The following is a 16,926-nucleotide window of genomic DNA, read 5'->3' on the forward strand; positions in this document are numbered from 1 at the left end:
GGCGGAAGACCGTGATCAGCTCTCGAAGGCGTTGGAAACCGACCTGCAGAGCGTGAACGGCCTTATCTCCGATCACATGAACAGGCTCGCCGCAGATCGCTCGACCCTGTCCCAGGCGCTCGAAGACGATCTCGCCAAATTGGCCGAAAGCCGGTCGAGCATCGATGGGCTGGTTACCGGGCAGGTCGAGAAACTGGCCGAGGGTCGCGACATTCTCAAACGCGCGCTCGAATCCGATCTCAACACGATCAAAAGCGTTATATCAGACCAGTCGGAAAAGCTTGTGGAAGACCGCTCGATCCTGTCGAAGGCGCTCGAAGACGATCTCGCCAAGCTGGCCGAAAGCCGGTCGAGCATCGACGGGCTGGTTGCCGGCCAGGTCGAGAAGCTGGCCGAGGGCCGCGACATTCTCAAGCGCGCGCTCGAATCCGATCTCAACACGATCAAGGAGGTCATTTCAGGCCAGTCCGAAAAGCTGGCGGAAGATCGTGGTCAACTGTCACAAGCGTTGGAGACCGACCTGCAGAATGTGAATGGCCTGATCTCCGATCACATGAACAGGCTCGCCGCAGACCGCTCGACCCTGTCCCAGGCGCTCGAAGACGATCTCACCAAATTGGCGGAAAGCCGGTCGAGCATCGACGGGCTGGTTGCCGGCCAGGTCGAGAAGCTGGCCGAAGGCCGCGACCTGCTCAGACGCGCGTTGGAAGCAGACCTCAATACCATCAAGGGTGTCGTCGCCGACCAGTCTCAGCAGTTGACCGACAATCGCGCAGAGTTTGCGCGGGCGCTGGAGGCCGACCTTGGCAGCGTCAACGGTCTTGTAAACAGCCACGCCGAGAAGCTCATCCAGGACCGCTCGATCCTGTCCAAGGCGCTTGAAGACGATCTCGCCAAGCTGGCGGAAAGCCGGTCGAGCATCGACGGGCTGGTCGCCGGCCAGGTCGAGAAACTGGCCGAAGGCCGCGACATCCTCAGACGTGCGCTGGAAGCAGACCTGCAGAAAATTGCGGCAAGCCGCAGCGACATAGACGACATCATCGCCGGGCACGTCGGCAAGCTGGCCGAAGGCCGCGACGCGCTGACCCGTGCGCTGGAGGACGATCTCTCCAAGCTCGCCGACACGCGCAAGGAAGTCGACCGTTCCCTGTCCGGCCATATCGACCAGATCGCCGCCAGAAGCACCGACATCTCGGACGCCATTGCCGCCGACGTCGAAAAGATCGAGCAGGCGTTCAGCCGCCAGACCGGCATCATCGAGGAGCGCGCCGGAACCATGGAACGCGCGCTGTCGACCGGCGTCGACAACGTCCGCAACGTGCTCGAAAAGAGCGCCGTCTTCGTTGCCGGAGCGCTGCGCGAAAAGGTCATGGAAGTCACCAGCGCACTGCATGAGCAGGCGGGTGCTGCTTTCAGTGACGCCGATCGCAAGATCGCCGAACGGGCGGAGCAGACCTCCGCTGCCCTGCTCGCCAGGGCGGAGGATATCGCACGCACCTTCGAGGAAGCGGATCGCCGCCTCGCCGCACGTGCCGAAGACATGTCGACCGCGCTCGTTGCCCGGGCCGAGGATACATCGAGCGCAATCATGGCCCGCGTCGACGACACCTCGAACTCGTTGCTGGCGCGCGCCCAGGAAACGGCCGACCAACTGGCTGCCCGTGCCAGCGAGATCGCCGGTACATTCGATGCGGCGGACCAGAAGCTGGTTGCCCGCGCGGTCGAAACGGCGCAGTCGCTGGCGGCACGCGCCGGCGACATACTGCGCAATTTCGAAGGCGCCGACGAACGACTCAGCGTGCGCATCAGCGAATCGGCCGAGGCGCTCGCAGCGCGTGCATCGGACCTTGGCCGCGTTTTCGATGCCGCCGACCAACAGCTGATCTCGCGCATCGCCGAAGGTTCGGAAGCCCTGTCGGCCCGCGCGTCAGAGATCGGCCGTATCTTCGATGAGGCGGATCACCGCCTGGTGTCCCGTATCGCCGACAGCACGTCGACGATTGGAGAACATGCCGACAACATCGTCGGGGCCTTCGCCAGCACCGAGCAGCGGGTTGCCGAACGTGCAAGGCAGACCGGGCAGGAACTGGCCGTCCACGCCCGTGAGATCGAGCAGGCGCTCGTCGGCGCCGACGAGCGCCTGGCCTCCAGCGCGGCGGCTGCGGCGGCTCGCGTCGAGGAACAGGTTGCCGGCGTCGAAAACCGTCTCGTCTACACCACCGAAACGATAGGCCAGAAGCTTAACGAGCAGGTTTCGACCGCTGAGGCGCAGCTCATTTCGCGCGCCAACTCGATCGCCGAAACCTTCACTGCGGTGGGCCAGCATATCGGCCAGAGCACCAACGACGCCGCGAAGACCATCGGCACCAACACCCGCGAGCTCAACACCATGCTTGCGGCACGTTCGGCCGAAATCTCGAAAATCCTTGACGAAACGGCACGGCCTCTGGTCGAGCGCTTCGCCCTGGGCGGCTCGGAACTGCAAAAGAGCATGGAAGAGGTCACCGAACGCGCCACCGAGAAGCTGCGCAGCGAAAACGCCGCCTTGGTCGACGCGCTCGCCAGCCGCACGGCCGAAACATTGTCGGCCGTCGAAGGGGCGCGCTCGACGCTCGCCGACAGCGTCGCCGATCTCATCGGCCGCATGAGCACCTCGAGCGCACAGCTCGGCCAGCTGATCGAACAGGCGGCGGCCAATCTCGGCCAGGTTGACGAACGCCTGACCGGCAGCACGCAAAGCTTTGCGGCGACAACGGAAAAAGCCGCGCAGACTTTCGCCAGCTCGGCGCGTCTGGTCGATTCGAACACCACACGGCTTACCGAGCTGTCGTCCTCGACCTTGCGCGAGGTTGCCTCGATCGCCACCAAGTTCGACGAGCACAGCCGATTGCTGTCGAGTGCTTCGGACCTGTTGAGCTCGGCCCAGAGCAACCTCGAACACACGCTGGAAAGGCAGTCGTCGCTGGAGGACCTCGCCGTCGGCCTGGTCAAGAAGTCGGAGGATCTCGAAAAGGTCATGCGCTCGTTCGAGGATCTGGTCGGCCAGACGCTGCAGAACGCCGAAGGCAAGACGCTGGAGTCGGCGGACAAGATCCGTACCTCCATTGCCGACGTCGTCGATTCGGCAACCAAGCGCTTTGCCGACGCGACCGAGGAGATGCGACGCACCGCCAGTTCGATCAAGAGCGAGCTCGACCTTACCCGCGCCGAGCTCAAGAAGGGTGTCATCGAGATGCCGGAAGAGGCAAAGGAATCGACAACGGCCATCCGCCGTGCCGTTTCCGAGCAGATCAACGCGCTGAAGGAACTATCTGATATCGTTGCGAAATCTGGCCGCAGCACCGACTCCTCCGAACCGCGCAACCTGCGTCCGGCACAGCAGACGCCTGCCCCGCGCGCCACTGAGCCGCTGCGTCGTCCTCCGGCCCCGGAACCCCTTGCCCCGCAGGCGCCGTCGGGTGACACCGCACTGCGCGGCGACCTAGAACGCCCGTCGGAGACGGCGCCGCGTCAGCGCGACCCTAATGGCCGCACGCCGCAGGGCGGCTGGGTGCGCGATCTCTTGACCGGGGCATCGCGCGAAGAGACCGCCAAGCCCGCAGCACCTTCGGAAGCGCCACGCTCGGCGGCCCCTGCCCAGCGCTCGCCGCTTCATGTCGTGGAGTCGCTCAACTCGCTTTCCGTCGACATCGCCCGTGCCATCGATCACGACGCCTCGATCGAACTGTGGAACCGCTACCGGAGCGGCGAGCGTGACGTGTTCACCCGGCGTCTCTACACGCTGAAGGGCCAGCAGACGTTCGACGAGATCCGCCGCAAATATCAGATGGAGGCGGAATTCCGCGCCGCCGTCGACCGTTACTGCGACGACTTCGAAAAGCTGCTCAAGGACGTGTCGCGCAACGACCGCGACAACATGATGGCGCAGACCTACCTGACGTCGGACACCGGCAAGGTCTATACGATGCTTGCCCACGCCAGTGGCCGCCTGCATTGATCAGGCGACAAGCGAACGGAAAAAGGCGGGGAATCCCGTCTTTTAGGGCAATCGCTTCGGGTTGGCGCTGCCCCTCATCCGCCTGCCGGCACCTTCTCCCCGTATAGTGCCGGGGAGAAGGAGGGTCGGGCACACTCGGCACCTTCACTGCAACGCTGGAGATTGGCGAAATCCTTTGCGAAGGCGTCCTTCTCCCCGTCACTGTACGGGGAGAAGTGCCCGGCAGGGCGATGAGGGGCGGCGCCGGCTTCGACAATTGAGTGCCGTGCCCGGCCGTGCCCGGCTGTGGTCAGATCACCGAATCGGTCCAGCGGACGATGTCCTTGGCGGCATCGCCGAACGCCCTGTCGAGCGCGTCGACATAGGCCTGGTTGCCGCCGCCCGAGACGGGCGCAGTCGCGTTGAAGCTCCTGGAGGCGCGCACCTCGCCATTGCGGTCGTTCAATATCCGCACGAACAGCTCGACCTCGGCATGTTCGCCGCGGTCGACACGGACTTCGAAGGAGCGAACCTCGACGATCACCTGATAGTCGATCGCCAGGCCCTCGCCCGGCTTGCCGACGCCAGCGAAACTGCCCGAGCGCTGGAACGTCTCGGCCAACCGCGCCTGCACGATCAGCGGCAGCCGATCGGCCCATTGCGCTCCCTTGAGGTACTGGATCGAGCGCACCGACGGCTTGATGACGATGTTCTGGCTGTCCAGCGCCTTGAGCGCGGAAGGCTGGGCGATGAGGATTTGTTGGCGGCCGCGGCCGCGCGCATCGAGCGATGGCGCCGACAGTTCGAATGTGTCCAGCGGCGCCGGCCCGCCGCCCGGCAAAAACGCACAACCGGTCAGCGAAAGCGCAAGCAATGCAACACCCGCTTTGAGCCCGCCCGCTTTGACCCCGCCCAATTTAAGCACGCCCAATTTAAGCACGACCGACTTCACACGCGATCCCCGTTGTCCCCGAATCGAATGAGCAAATCGCATCCGCAGCGTACTTGCCTGCCGTTCTTGGGGCGGGCGGAAGCCGAAGTCAACGCCGCACCCTGCCATCGAATTGCCGAACCTCGCCTTCGCCGCCTGACAGGATTCGCTGCGGATTGCGGCTGAGATCCGTTACCGCCTCTTCGATGCGGTTGATCGAACGACGGCTGTCCTGGACCAGAGCTTCGACGTCCTGTAGGCCCTGGCCGGAGAATCTCGCCAGATTGTCGGTGATGGCGCCGAGGCGGGCGTTCAGCGTGTCGGCGACCTGCTTGAACGATTTCAGTGTATTCCTGGCATCGGCTATCATGCCGTCGGCCTGGCCTGAGCCGAGCAATGTATCGACTTTGGCGAGGATGCCGTCGACACGCACCGAAGCGTCGTTGAGGCGCTCCGCGAGCTGTTGCGCGTCCTTGATCGTCTGGTCGATATCGTCGGCCCGGTTGGCGAATTTGTTGGTCACTTTGGCGATGTCGGCGGCAGCCTCGTTGGCGTTTTCGCTGGCCTTCTGGATGTTGGCCAGCGCGGTGCGGACCTGTGCCGGGTCGATGCCGTCGAGAACGCCGTCGACCTTGGCCAGCGTGCCTTGCGTCCTTTGGGCGAAATCGTTGATCGATCCCACCGCGGTATCGACATTCCTGACGACCCTGTCGAACTGCTTGCTGGTTTCCTTCAGGTTCGTGGTCACGGTATCGACATTGGCGACGATGCTCTTGATCTGATCCTTGTCGACGGCGTTGAGCAGCCCTTCCGCCGCCTTCAGCGTGCCGTCAAGCTTGCCCGAGACGCCCCTCAGTTCCTCCGACAGCGAACTGACGCTGGCGAGGAATTTGTCGATGCCGTCGGAGTTCTTGGCCAGCGCATCGGAGAAGGTCTGCACATTGTTGACGGACTGCGTCAGCGGCCCGCGAACGTCCCTGGTGAAGCCTTCGATCTGGGTGAGAACCGTATCGGCGCGGGTGAAGATGTTCTGCGCCGTCTGCAGCAGGTTGGTGACCGCAGACGGGTTGGCGACGATCTCGGCGACGCGGCCCTCCGCCTCCGCCTGGTCGAGAAGGTTGACCTCCTTGAGGTCGGCGCCCCTGAGCTCGATACTGGCCTGGCCGGCGAGGGTGGCGATCCCGATATCGGCCTGCGTCGATTTGGTGATCGGGGTGTTTCTGCCTATTTCGGCTTCGGCTATGGCGTCGTTAGGATTGGCGGGGTCGATATAGACGCGCCTGACATCCCCGACCCTGACGCCGTTGAACAGCACGAAACTGCCGCGGCCGAGACCTGAAGCCGATCCCGGAATGCGCACCTGCAGCATCGCCGTCTCACCCCTGTCGCCGATCGCGGCCGTCCAATAGACGAACGCGAATGCTGCCAGGATCGCTGCTAGCGTAAAAATGCCGACAATGACGTAGTTGGCTCTGGTTTCCATTTATCCACTTATGGCTACGCGCGGGACGCAAGATCAAGTTGCCGCGCACGTTTTCCGCGAAAATAGGATTTCACCCAGGGTTCCTCGCTCTTGAGCATGTCGTCGATCGTGCCTTCAACCAGCACTTTCTTGTTGCCGAGCACGGCCACCCGGTCACAAGCAGTGAACAGCGTGTCGAGATCGTGCGTGACCATGTACACGGTCAGATCCATGGTATCGCGCAGCTTGACGACCAGTTCGTCGAACTCAGCCGCGCTGATCGGATCGAGGCCGGATGTCGGCTCGTCCAAAAACACGATGTCGGGGTCGAGCGCCAGCGCGCGCGCCAGCGCCGCACGCTTGATCATGCCGCCGGAAAGCTCGGACGGGAATTTCTGCGCCGCATCCGGCGGCAACCCGACCAGTTCGACCTTGAGCATGGCCAGCTCGTCCATCAGCTTTTTCGGCAGATCGAGATATTCGCGCATCGGCACCTGCACGTTTTCGAGGACCGTGAGCGCCGAAAACAGCGCGCCGTGCTGAAACAGGACGCCAAGGCGCATGTCGATGCGAAGGCGCTCCCTCTCGCTCGCCTTTTCGACGTCGACGCCGAACAGCTTGATCGTCCCCGACTGCTTGTGCACCAGCCCGAGGATGGTGCGCAGGAGAACCGACTTGCCGGCGCCCGAGGCGCCGACGAAGCCGAGAATTTAGCCGCGCCGGATATGGAGCGACAACTTGTCGAGAATGACCTTGTCGGCGAAGGAGACGGTGATGTCCTGCGCGGAAAGCACGATCTCGTCCTCTTCGGCCGTTTGCGTAGTCGTGGTCGGCTTTGTGCCAAGCAGCGCCATGTCAGAACTCGATCGCTGCATAGAACATGGCGAAAAGCCCGTCGAGGATGATCACCACGAAGATCGACTTCACCACCGAAGCAGTCACGTGCTGCCCGAGCGATTCGGCGCTGCCGCCGACCTTCATGCCTTCGACGGAGGCGATCGTGCCGATGATCATGGCCATGAACGGCGCCTTGATCAGCCCGGCAAAGATGGTGCTGAGATCGATGGCAACGCGCAGCCGGTCGATGAAGGCGGCCGGTGCGATGTCGGAATAGAGCCATGCCGCCGCGATGCCGCCGCCAAGTGCGGCGAAATTGGCGATGATCGTCAGGCAAGGCAGTGCGATCACCAGCGCGACCAGCCGCGGAAACACCAGCACGCCGATTGGATTGAGCCCAATGACCTTCAGCGCGTCGACCTCCTCGCGCATTTTCATCGAGCCGATTTCAGCCGTAATGGCGCTGCCCGAACGGCCGGCGATCATGATCGCGGTCATCAGCACGCCGAGTTCGCGCAGGATCAGCACGCCGACCAGGTCGACGACGAAGATATCGGCGCCGAAATAGCTGAGCTGATAGGCGCCTTGCTGAGCGACGATCGCCCCGACGATGGCCGACATCAGCACGACCACCGGGATGGCGCCGACGCCCATGCGGTCCATCTGGTTGAAGATCGCCGCCGGATTGACCGCATGGCCGCGGCCAAGCTTCATCTGCGCGCCGCGTATGGTGGCGCCCAGTATGTTCATCGCGGCCAGGAAATCGTCACGCATCTCATAGACGCGCCGGCCAACCGCCTCGAGCGCGCGAATGATGATGTTCGGCGGCCCAACGGTGCCGGAATCAGGTTCGCGTCGAACCGCTTCACCGACGGCGCCGAGCAGGATCGAGGCAATCTCGCTTTGCCCCTGCATCGTGATTTCCACACCCTTCTTTTCGAAGGCGCTGACCAGACGGTCGATCACCCAGGCCCCGGCGGTATCCATCTTCTCGATATGCGAAAGGTCGAGCGCCAGCGTCTGGAAACCGCCGCGTTTCTCGATCTTGCGCATCTCGGCGTCGACCAGCGTCACGGTGCGCGTCGTCCAGTTTCCGGAGAAAGCGCAGCCGAGAACGCCGTTCTCCTCGCCGACCACAACGCGCGGCTGGTGGTCGGCCTCCTTGGCGGTCGTGCCGCTTGCGTCGCGTTTGCGGATCGTCAACATGGCGTCCTGTTTAGCCTGACGGGCCATCTGTTTATCCTGACAGAACCCACCTGTCGATTTGCCGACAAGCTTGTTGTCGCACAGCCGGAGCAGAAAAATATGGCGCGTGTCATTTCGGTCGAGTCCGAGCGTTTTCCCATCGCCGGGACCTTCACCATCTCGCGCGGTTCGAAAACCGAAGCCGAGGTCGTCACAGTGACGATCCGCGAGGATGGCCGGAGCGGGCGCGGCGAATGCGTCCCCTACAAACGCTATGGCGAAACCATCGAGGGTGTACGCGATGCGATCGAGGCGATGCGGGAGCAGATCGCGGGCGGCATCAGCCGTGCCGCACTGCTCGACGCCATGCCGGCGGGCGCGGCGCGCAACGCCGTCGACTGCGCGCTATGGGACCTGGAGGCGAAGATCACAGGCAAGCCGGTGGCTTCCAGCATCTGCACGGCGCCGCCGAGGGCGCTCGAAACGGCTTACACGCTGTCGCTCGGCGAGCCCGAAGCCATGGCAGCCCAGGCCCGCGCCAATGCGCTGCGCCCGCTGCTCAAGGTCAAGATCGGCGGCGACAACGATATGGCCCGCATCCGCGCGGTCAGGGAGGCGGCACCGGCGAGCCGCATCATCCTGGACGCCAATGAGGGCTGGAGCGACGACAACATCGTTGCAAACCTGGCCTTTGCCGCCGAGCACGGCATCGCGCTGATCGAACAGCCGCTGCCGGCGGGCCGTGACGGCATCCTTCGCAACATCGTGCATCCGGTGCCGATCTGCGCCGATGAAAGCGTGTATGAGGCTAAAGACCTTGCCTCGCTTGTCGGCCTTTACGATGCCGTCAACATCAAGCTCGACAAGTCGGGCGGCTTGACCGCAGCCCTCGTCCTACGCGATCACGCCCGCGAACTGGGTTTTGGCGTCATGGTCGGCTGCATGGTCGGCACGTCATTGGCCATGGCGCCGGCGGTGCTGTTGGCCCAGGATGCCGATTTTGTCGATCTCGACGGTCCGTTGCTGCTAGCCCGCGACCGTGCGCCCGGCCTTGTCTTCCAAGGTTCGCTGGTGTCACCGCCCGATACGGCGCTGTGGGGCTGAACGCGCCGCAAGCCCGATCAGCACAAGGCCGACCAGGGCAATCGGGATCATGGCAAAAAAGCCGTCCACGCCGAAGCGGCCGTAAAGCGGGCCGCACAGGAGCGTCACCACAGCGGTGAAAAACCCGTTGGAGAAATAGGCGATGCCTTGCGCGGCCCCGGTGCGTTCCTCCGCGACCGTCTCACCGATCATTTTCTGCAGACCGATCAGCACCAGCGCCACCGAAACGGCGTGCAGCGTCTGGACTACGAAAAACCCGCCTACGCCCAAGCCAAGCGGCCAGATCAAGGGAAAGGCAATCCAGCGCACGATCGCGCCTATTCCCGCCATCACCATGATCGACACGACCGAGAAGGAACCGAAAACCCGGGTAAAGATCATGAACATGCCGATCTCGGCCAGGACACCCCAACCCCAAAGCAGCCCGACCACAGAATCGCCGATGCCGATCGATTTCCAGTAGATCGAGACGAAGCCGTAGAGAAAGGCGTGGCTGGCGGTGATGACGCCGACGCCGACGGAGAAATACAGGAAATAGCCGTTGAGGAGTTTTGGCGCCGATTGCTGGATGTCGGCAGCCGAAAGCGGCGACGCACGGCGGGGACGGCCGAGCCGCGGCGCGATCAGTGCGACGACAAGTGCGGCGCCAAACGCCACGAAGATGATCACTGGAACAGCCTGGGCGCCGGTCGCCGACAGGATGAAACCGCCGGCAAGATTTGCGCACAGATAGGAGATCGATCCCCATTTGCGCATGTTTGTATAATTGGAGCCGAAGCGACGCACCCCCGACAGCGCCAGCGAATCAGCGATCGGCGAATGCGGTGTCCAGGCGACGGTGAGCGCCAGAGAAACGGTGAGAACCATGGCGTAGGTCGGCGTCAGGAAATAACCGGCGGACGCAAGCACAGATGCGGCCACCAGCGCGACATAGACATGGGCGCGGTCGCTCGCCCTGTCGGCCAGTGCGGTCAGCAATGGCGTCGTCACCACGCGCAGGAACATCGGTGCCGCGAGAATGATCGCTATCTGCTCGGCATCAAAACCGTTTGCCTGCAGCCACAGCGGAAAGTACGGCAAATGGATCCCGAGCGGCACGAAAAGCGTGAAGAAGATCAGGCCCATGCGCAGCTCGAAATGACGCGGCTTGACGAGTTGTTCGGGTGAAAGCGGCGGCAGGGAGGACATCAGCAGGCAATCCGTCGGCGCAGCATTCGACCGGCCGGCCAGCCAACGCACGCCGATCCCATAACATGGCGAAAAAAGCGATGAAACCGCCTGGGCTAAAGCGCGTCGCGTGCGACGCGCTTTAGGTTTCTTGTTTTATGCATATCGCAAAAACGCTGCACACTTTTGCGCGACATGCATTAACGCATCATCGCGTCAGGCAGCCTGGACTGCCCTGCCCTTGATGGCGACGATGTCGATCGGCACCAGCACTTCGCCGCCGACCGGAGCCTCCGGCAGGACATGCGCCCAGTGCAGGATCTCCATCTGGCCGTCGAAATGCTCGACCACCGCGGTGCAGCTCTCCACCCAGTCGCCGGTGTTGATGTATTGCACGTCTTCATAATTTTCGATCGCGGCATGGTGGATGTGACCGCAGATCACGCCGTCGACATGTGAGCGGCGCGCTTCCTCGGTCAGCATGGTCTGGAACGAGCCGATGAAATTCACCGCCTTCTTGACGTTGACCTTGGCCCAGGACGAAAACGACCAGTATGGCAGGCCAAGCAGTTGGCGAAGCCGCGTCACCACGCGGTTGACCAGCATCGCCGCGTCATAGGCGTAGTCGCCAAGATAGGCCAGCCAGCGCGCATTGTGGACGACGGTGTCGAACTGGTCGCCATGGATGACAAGAAAACGTTTGCCGTCGGCGGTCTCGTGGATGACGCGGTCGGCGACGACGATGCCGCCGAAATGCACGCCCTGGAACTGGCGCGCGAATTCGTCGTGATTGCCGGCGATGTAGGTGATGCTGGCGCCCTTGCGCGCCTTGCGCAGCAATTTCTGGACGACGTCATTGTGGCTTTGCGGCCAGTGCCAGTTCCGTCTTAGCCGCCAGCCGTCGACGATGTCGCCGACGAGATAGATGATTTCGGCGTCGTGATGGCGCAGGAAATCGATCAGGAACTCGGCCTTCGCCGCCTTCGATCCGAGATGGACGTCGGAGATGAACATGCTGCGGAAAGTGCGGGGCTCTGCGCCGGGCATTGGATTCTCACCGTTGCTCTCGTGCAGCCTATGCCCCGATTCATGCAACAACCGTATGACGGTTGCGATTGGTCCAGCCTCAAGAGTAGGTTGCCGCGCCAATCAGAGGAGAAATCGCCATGGATCTCGGTATTCGCGGAAAAAGGGCCATCATCTGTGCTTCGAGCAAAGGCCTTGGGCGCGGTTGCGCCATGGCGCTGGCCGAGGCCGGCTGTGATCTGGTCGTCAACGGGCGCAATGCCGACCAATTGGCGAAGACCGCCGCCGACCTGCGCGAAAGATTTGGCGTCGAGGTGACCGAAATCGTCGGCGACGTGTCGAAGCCCGAGGTGCAGAAGGCGCTGCTTGCCGCCTGTCCCGATCCCGACATCCTCGTCAACAACAACGGCGGACCGCCGTTTCGCGATTTTCGCGAACTCGACCGCGAAAAAATCCTCGAAGGGGTCACCCAGAACATGGTGACCCCGGTCGAACTGGTTCAGGCTGTCATCGACGGCATGGCCGAGCGCGGCTTCGGCCGCATCGTCAACATCACCTCGCTGTCGGTCTATGTTCCCATTCCCGGTCTCGATCTGTCGTCGGGCGCGCGCGCCGGCCTGACTTCGTTCCTGGCGGGGGGCGCGCGGACGGTGATCGACCGCAATGTGACGATCAACAACATGCTGCCGGGCAAGCACGACACCGACAGGCTGCGCCCTCCGCATGAAGCCGGCACCCCCGAAGATCCGGCTGCTGCCGCCGTGCGCAAGACCCAGGCAGCAGCCAACGTTCCGGCCAAGCGGCTCGGCACGCCGGAGGAATTCGGCCAGATCTGCGCCTTCCTGTGCTCGGTTCATGCCGGCTACCTGACCGGGCAGAACATACCGGTCGACGGCGGCGCCTATGTCAGCGCGTTCTAGTACCTAACGCTTGGTACCCGCTGGGAACGCCGCCCCTTCCCGCGCTGGTCGCCACTACAGTTCATAGGGCCATTCGGCCGGCACGAAGCGATAGGCTTGGCCGTCGCGCGCGACGTGTCCGAAACCGGGGAACGGCAAATGCATTCCGGCGATCAGCATCCGGTCGGCAGCGACCCGATCGAGCGTCCGCTCGCGCGTTTCGGCGGCCAGTTTGGAATCGACATCGAACGCGATGCTCCACTCCGGGCGCGCGAACTGGTAGGTCGCCATGTGCACGACATCGCCCCAGATGAACAGCGCCTCGCCGTCCGATTCGACGATAAATCCGGCATGGCCCGGCGTGTGGCCTGGCAGCGGCACGGTGCGGATCGAGCCGACCGCCTCGCGCTCGCCGTCCAGTTGCCGCAGGCGGTCCGCATAAGCGGCGGCAGCCCGGCGTCCCCCGATAAAGAACGGCTTTGCCTCGTCCGGCGCCTGGTTCATGTTCGCGTCGTCGTGCCAGAAGGCGTAGTCAGTGGCGGTGACGACGAGCTCCGCATTGGGAAACAGCGCCTCGCCGGCGGAGGTCAGAACCCCGTTGATATGGTCGGGATGCATGTGGGTGATCAGCAAAGTGTCGACTTGGTCGGGAGCGACGCCGGCAGCCTGCAAAGCCGCGGGAAGCTGACCGAGCGCCGGACCCCTGCCGTCCGACATACCGGCGTCGATGAGCACCAGCCGGTCTCCAAGATTGACGAGATAGGCATTGACGGGCGTGCGCCGCGGTCCGGGCTTGTCAAAGCTGGCCTCCGCCAGACGCCCCGCCTCGGCGTCGACGAGGCCGATGAAAAGCTCCGATTTAATGTTGATATAGCCGTCCAGCAGCGCCGTGACCTCGATCGAACCCACCTTGCGGCGCAGCGCACCAACGGTCGGGGCATCAGCCAGTGGCGCTCGGGCCAGTGCCGGAACGGAGGCGCCGGCTAGAAGGGCGCCGCCGGTTAGGCCGGCACTGGCGAGGAAATGGCGGCGGGAAAGCGTCATGGCATCATCTCCGGTTGGGATCATAGAGCTGCGGGCAGAGCGAGGCGGGTCTACTTCATATGTTCAGCTTTTTGAACTTGCCGGTTTCCTATATCGGCTATTACTCTTGCTTATTAAACACGACAGGGAGTTGCCATTCATGGACCGCCTGACCGAGCTCACCAGCTTCATACGTTCCTCCGAAAGTGGCAGCTTCTCGGCAGCCGCACGTGAACTGGGCTTGAGCCAGCCGGCCGTCAGCCAGCAGATCCGCGCACTGGAAAAGCGCCTCGGCGTTCGGCTTTTTGACCGTACGACCCGCCATGTTTCGCCGACGGAAGCCGGCCGGCGTTATCTGGAGCGCGCCCGCGACATCATTGAGCGCATCGAGGAGGCGGACCGCAGCGTCGGCTGCCTCGAATCGAAGATGTGCGGACGTCTTGCCGTCGGCGCGCCGGCCAGCTTCGGTGCCGGTGTGCTCGGCAATTATCTAATCGAGTTCAAGCGCACCTATCCGGACCTGATACTCGACGTGGCGCTGACCGACAGCTTCGTCGACGTGATCGCAGAAAGGCTCGACGTCGTGATCCGCATGGGGACCATAAACGACGATCGGCTGATCGTGCGCAAGCTCGGGATGATGGAGCGACGCCTTGCGGCAACGCCGGACTATCTCGACCGAATGGGACGGCCGCGGCTCCCACAGGATCTTGCCGAGCATGACTACCTGCTTTATGCCCATATCACGACCCGCGATATCGTGCCGCTCACCGGCCCAGGCGGCGAAAGGGCCGAGGTGCGAATCCGGCCGACCATGTGCTCAAACAATTCGCTCCTTAACCAGCAGGCACTGCTGTCTGGCATCGGCATCGGTCTCGGGCACAAAGTGATACTCGACCCGCTCGTTGCCCAAGAGCGGCTCGAATATGTGCTGCCGGAATGGCACTACGCACCGCACCACGTGCATGCGGTGTATCCATCGAACCGCTTCATTCCGTTGAAGGTCAGGCGGTTCGTTGCCGGCTTCGCCGACCACCTCGCCGCGATGGGTGCGTTCATCGATGACAAAAAAGCACGTACATCCAAGGAAACGGCGCCGGCCTAGTGAAGTCTGACATTTGTACGCGCAGGGAAATGGCGGAGACGGGAGAGTCGAGATGTGGCGCGGCGGAGATAGGCGTAGCTCCGCAACCGCCCGGTGAGTAGCGGTCGGGTGAACGGTAGCCGCAAAGCCTGGAGGCGGTCGACCTGAACTGACGTCCCAAGCGACCACATTGACAGCCGCGGCTGTGCAGAATTGTGGACCTTGGCAAAATCGCCCCTTTGAAGATCAGCCTAGCCATCATCGGAGCTTTGCCATGATGAGCTCGGACCAGAAACCAGCGTCAGCCTAGCGAACTGCCCCCTCCCCCTGCGCAATTTCGGGCTCCTTTACGCTTAGTCGGAAGCCGTCTACTATTCAGCAGAAGGCAGGGTCGGAGACATGGACCGCAAGCTTGCTGCCATTCTGGCTGCTGATGTGGTCGGCTATTCCGCTCAAATGGAGCGTGATGAAGCGGGGACTTTTGCACGGCTGAAAGCCGGTCGTACAGAGCTTTTTGAGCCAGAGATTGCGCGGCACCACGGTCGCATTTTCAAGCTGATGGGCGACGGTTTGCTGGCTGAGTTTGCCAGCGTGGTAGACGCGGTGGAATGTGCCGTATCGCTGCAGCGTGGCCTAGCTGAGCGCAACGCCTCGCTTCCCGAGGCCGAGCAGATCTTGGTCAGGATGGGAATAAATCTTGGCGAAGTAATAATTGACGGTAACGACTGTTACGGTGAGGGGGTCAATATTGCCGCCCGCCTCGAACAACTGGCGGAACCCGGCGGCATCTGTGTATCGGGTAAGGTGGCCAAGGAGGTCGAGAAGAAGCTCGCCTTCGGCTTCGAACCTATGGGTGAAAAGAAGGTCAAGAATGTCGCCGAACCGGTGCAGGTTTTCCGCATAACACTGGAAAAGCAGGGCATTCGCTATCGCCCAATACGGTCTCCCCCGCGATGGGCCGCGGCGGGTATGGCGGTAGCCGTAGCGCTTGTGCTTGTCGCCGGCGCGGCTTGGCAATTCTGGCCGGCGCCTCCGGTGACTGCCAAGCCATCGGTGGTGGTTCTGCCATTTGACAATTATGGCGGCGACGAGGCTACTGGGCGGCTGGCCGACGGCCTCACAGAGGACATCATCACTGACCTTGCGCGCTTCCCGGAATTGGAGGTGGTGGCGCGCAATTCGACGGAAGCCTACAAGGGCAAGCCAGTCGATGCCCGCGAGGTCGCCAAGGCGCTCCATGTCGGCTATGTGCTCGAAGGTTCGATCCAGCGCCAGGGCAGTCGCGTGCGGATCACCGCGCAGTTGATCGACGCGCAATCCGGCAACCATCTGTGGTCGGAGCGCTGGGACCGGCCCACCGAAGATGTGTTCGCCGTCCAGACCGAGATATCCGAACAGGTCACCAACCGACTCGGCGGCGGCGCGGGGCTGATCCAGGAAGCGGGGCGGGCCGCGGCCAAACGCAAGTCGCCAGAAAACCTGAACGCCTACGAGCTATATCTGCTTGGCACCGAGAAGCTTGAGCGGATCACCAAAGCGGACATTGAAGAGGCCATCAAGCTCCTCAATCGCGCCGTCGAGTTGGATCCCGGGCTCGCCCGCGCCTGGGTTGAACTTTACCACTCTCACTCTCTGTTGGCGAACTTCGGCGTCAATCCCGAGAAGGGAGCAGCGGCGGCTGCCGATGCAGCCGAACGCGCCGTGCGGTTCGATCCGAGCGACGCTGAGGCTCACGCCGTGCTCGGCATGAGCCTGGGCGAGCGGGGCGACCTTTCGCGCGCCAAAGCTGAGCTGGACACGGCCGTGCGCCTTGCCCCCGGTTCGGCAGAAATCTTGACCTTCTATGCCGGCTGGGCGGCCTCCTTCGGCGAACCAGAACGTGGGGCGGAATTGGTGGATCGGGTGATTCGGCTCGATCCTAACTATCCAATGTGGACCTCCGGACCGTTTTCTTATGCTTACTATATGGCAGGCCGATACGAGGATGCGCTGAAGATGCTGGAAGGCCAAACACTTGACACCTACAACAAGTGGAGGTGGATGGTGCGCAGCGGTTCGCTCGCAGGCGCGGGCCGGGTAGAAGAGGCGCAAGCAACGGTCAAGGAGGCGCTCAAGCGCCACCCGGATATGACCGTCGAGGGTATGGTCAACGCGCCGGGGACTGTCAGGAATTCTGTGCGCGAGGCCCGCTTTCGTCATTGGCTGACGAACCTCTCGCCGAAGACGACGGCG

General features: G+C 63.0%; 10 protein-coding genes and 2 pseudogenes. 5 read left to right on the forward strand and 7 right to left on the reverse strand.

The features are described from left to right. A pseudogene (locus AC0L16_RS26020) lies at positions 1-3,997 on the forward strand (kinesin); the annotation flags it as partial. Positions 3,998-4,286: 289 nt separating this feature from the next. On the opposite strand, the gene AC0L16_RS26025 reads toward AC0L16_RS26020, so the two are convergent. The 4 genes and pseudogenes from AC0L16_RS26025 to AC0L16_RS26040 form a co-directional block, all read right to left on the reverse strand. Next, positions 4,287-4,970 carry an ABC-type transport auxiliary lipoprotein family protein gene (locus AC0L16_RS26025; RefSeq protein ID WP_473624131.1) on the reverse strand — a complete coding sequence of 228 codons (684 nt, stop codon included), beginning with the start codon at positions 4,968-4,970 and terminating at the stop codon, positions 4,287-4,289. A 46-nt stretch (positions 4,971-5,016) separates the two neighbouring features. Beyond that, positions 5,017-6,390 (reverse strand): MlaD family protein, encoded by a 1,374-nt coding sequence (locus tag AC0L16_RS26030; RefSeq protein WP_473624132.1) that lies wholly within the window; start codon positions 6,388-6,390, stop codon positions 5,017-5,019. A 14-nt stretch (positions 6,391-6,404) separates the two neighbouring features. Next, positions 6,405-7,223 (reverse strand): annotated as a pseudogene (locus AC0L16_RS26035) (ABC transporter ATP-binding protein). 1 nt (position 7,224) lies between these two features. Continuing rightward, positions 7,225-8,412, reverse strand: coding sequence for an MlaE family ABC transporter permease (locus AC0L16_RS26040; RefSeq protein WP_473624149.1), 1,188 nt, complete (start codon positions 8,410-8,412; stop codon positions 7,225-7,227). Between the two features lie 99 nt (positions 8,413-8,511). On the opposite strand from AC0L16_RS26040, the gene dgcA reads away from it, so the two are divergent. Beyond that, complete coding sequence (gene dgcA, locus AC0L16_RS26045; protein WP_473624134.1) at positions 8,512-9,495, forward strand: N-acetyl-D-Glu racemase DgcA; 984 nt, start codon at positions 8,512-8,514, stop codon at positions 9,493-9,495. On the opposite strand, the gene AC0L16_RS26050 is transcribed toward dgcA, so the two are convergent. Together AC0L16_RS26050 and AC0L16_RS26055 are read right to left on the reverse strand one after the other, a co-directional pair. Beyond that, positions 9,466-10,683, reverse strand: a complete 1,218-nt coding sequence (locus AC0L16_RS26050) for an MFS transporter (RefSeq protein ID WP_473624136.1) — start codon at positions 10,681-10,683, stop codon at positions 9,466-9,468. The two genes, dgcA and AC0L16_RS26050, sit on opposite strands and share 30 nt — an antisense overlap. A 195-nt stretch (positions 10,684-10,878) precedes the next feature. Then, entirely contained in the window at positions 10,879-11,709 is an 831-nt protein-coding gene (locus AC0L16_RS26055) for a UDP-2,3-diacylglucosamine diphosphatase (protein WP_473624138.1), read from the reverse strand. 119 nt (positions 11,710-11,828) lie between these two features. On the opposite strand from AC0L16_RS26055, the gene AC0L16_RS26060 reads away from it, so the two are divergent. Continuing rightward, positions 11,829-12,608 carry an SDR family oxidoreductase gene (locus AC0L16_RS26060; protein WP_473624140.1) on the forward strand — a complete coding sequence of 260 codons (780 nt, stop codon included), beginning with the start codon at positions 11,829-11,831 and terminating at the stop codon, positions 12,606-12,608. A 54-nt stretch (positions 12,609-12,662) separates the two neighbouring features. Here AC0L16_RS26060 and AC0L16_RS26065 read toward each other — a convergent pair whose 3' ends face one another. Continuing rightward, the gene (locus AC0L16_RS26065) at positions 12,663-13,631 is read right to left on the reverse strand and encodes an MBL fold metallo-hydrolase (RefSeq protein ID WP_473624141.1); all 969 of its coding nucleotides are present in this window, start codon (positions 13,629-13,631) and stop codon (positions 12,663-12,665) included. Positions 13,632-13,770: 139 nt separating this feature from the next. On the opposite strand from AC0L16_RS26065, the gene AC0L16_RS26070 reads away from it, so the two are divergent. Together AC0L16_RS26070 and AC0L16_RS26075 are read left to right on the forward strand one after the other, a co-directional pair. After that, positions 13,771-14,715, forward strand: a complete 945-nt coding sequence (locus tag AC0L16_RS26070) for a LysR family transcriptional regulator (RefSeq protein WP_473624143.1) — start codon at positions 13,771-13,773, stop codon at positions 14,713-14,715. Between the two features lie 378 nt (positions 14,716-15,093). Next, on the forward strand, positions 15,094-16,926 hold a 1,833-nt coding region (locus AC0L16_RS26075), incomplete at its 3' end, for a tetratricopeptide repeat protein (RefSeq protein WP_473624144.1).

The sequence above is a fragment of the Mesorhizobium sp. WSM4848 genome, assembly GCF_055811375.1.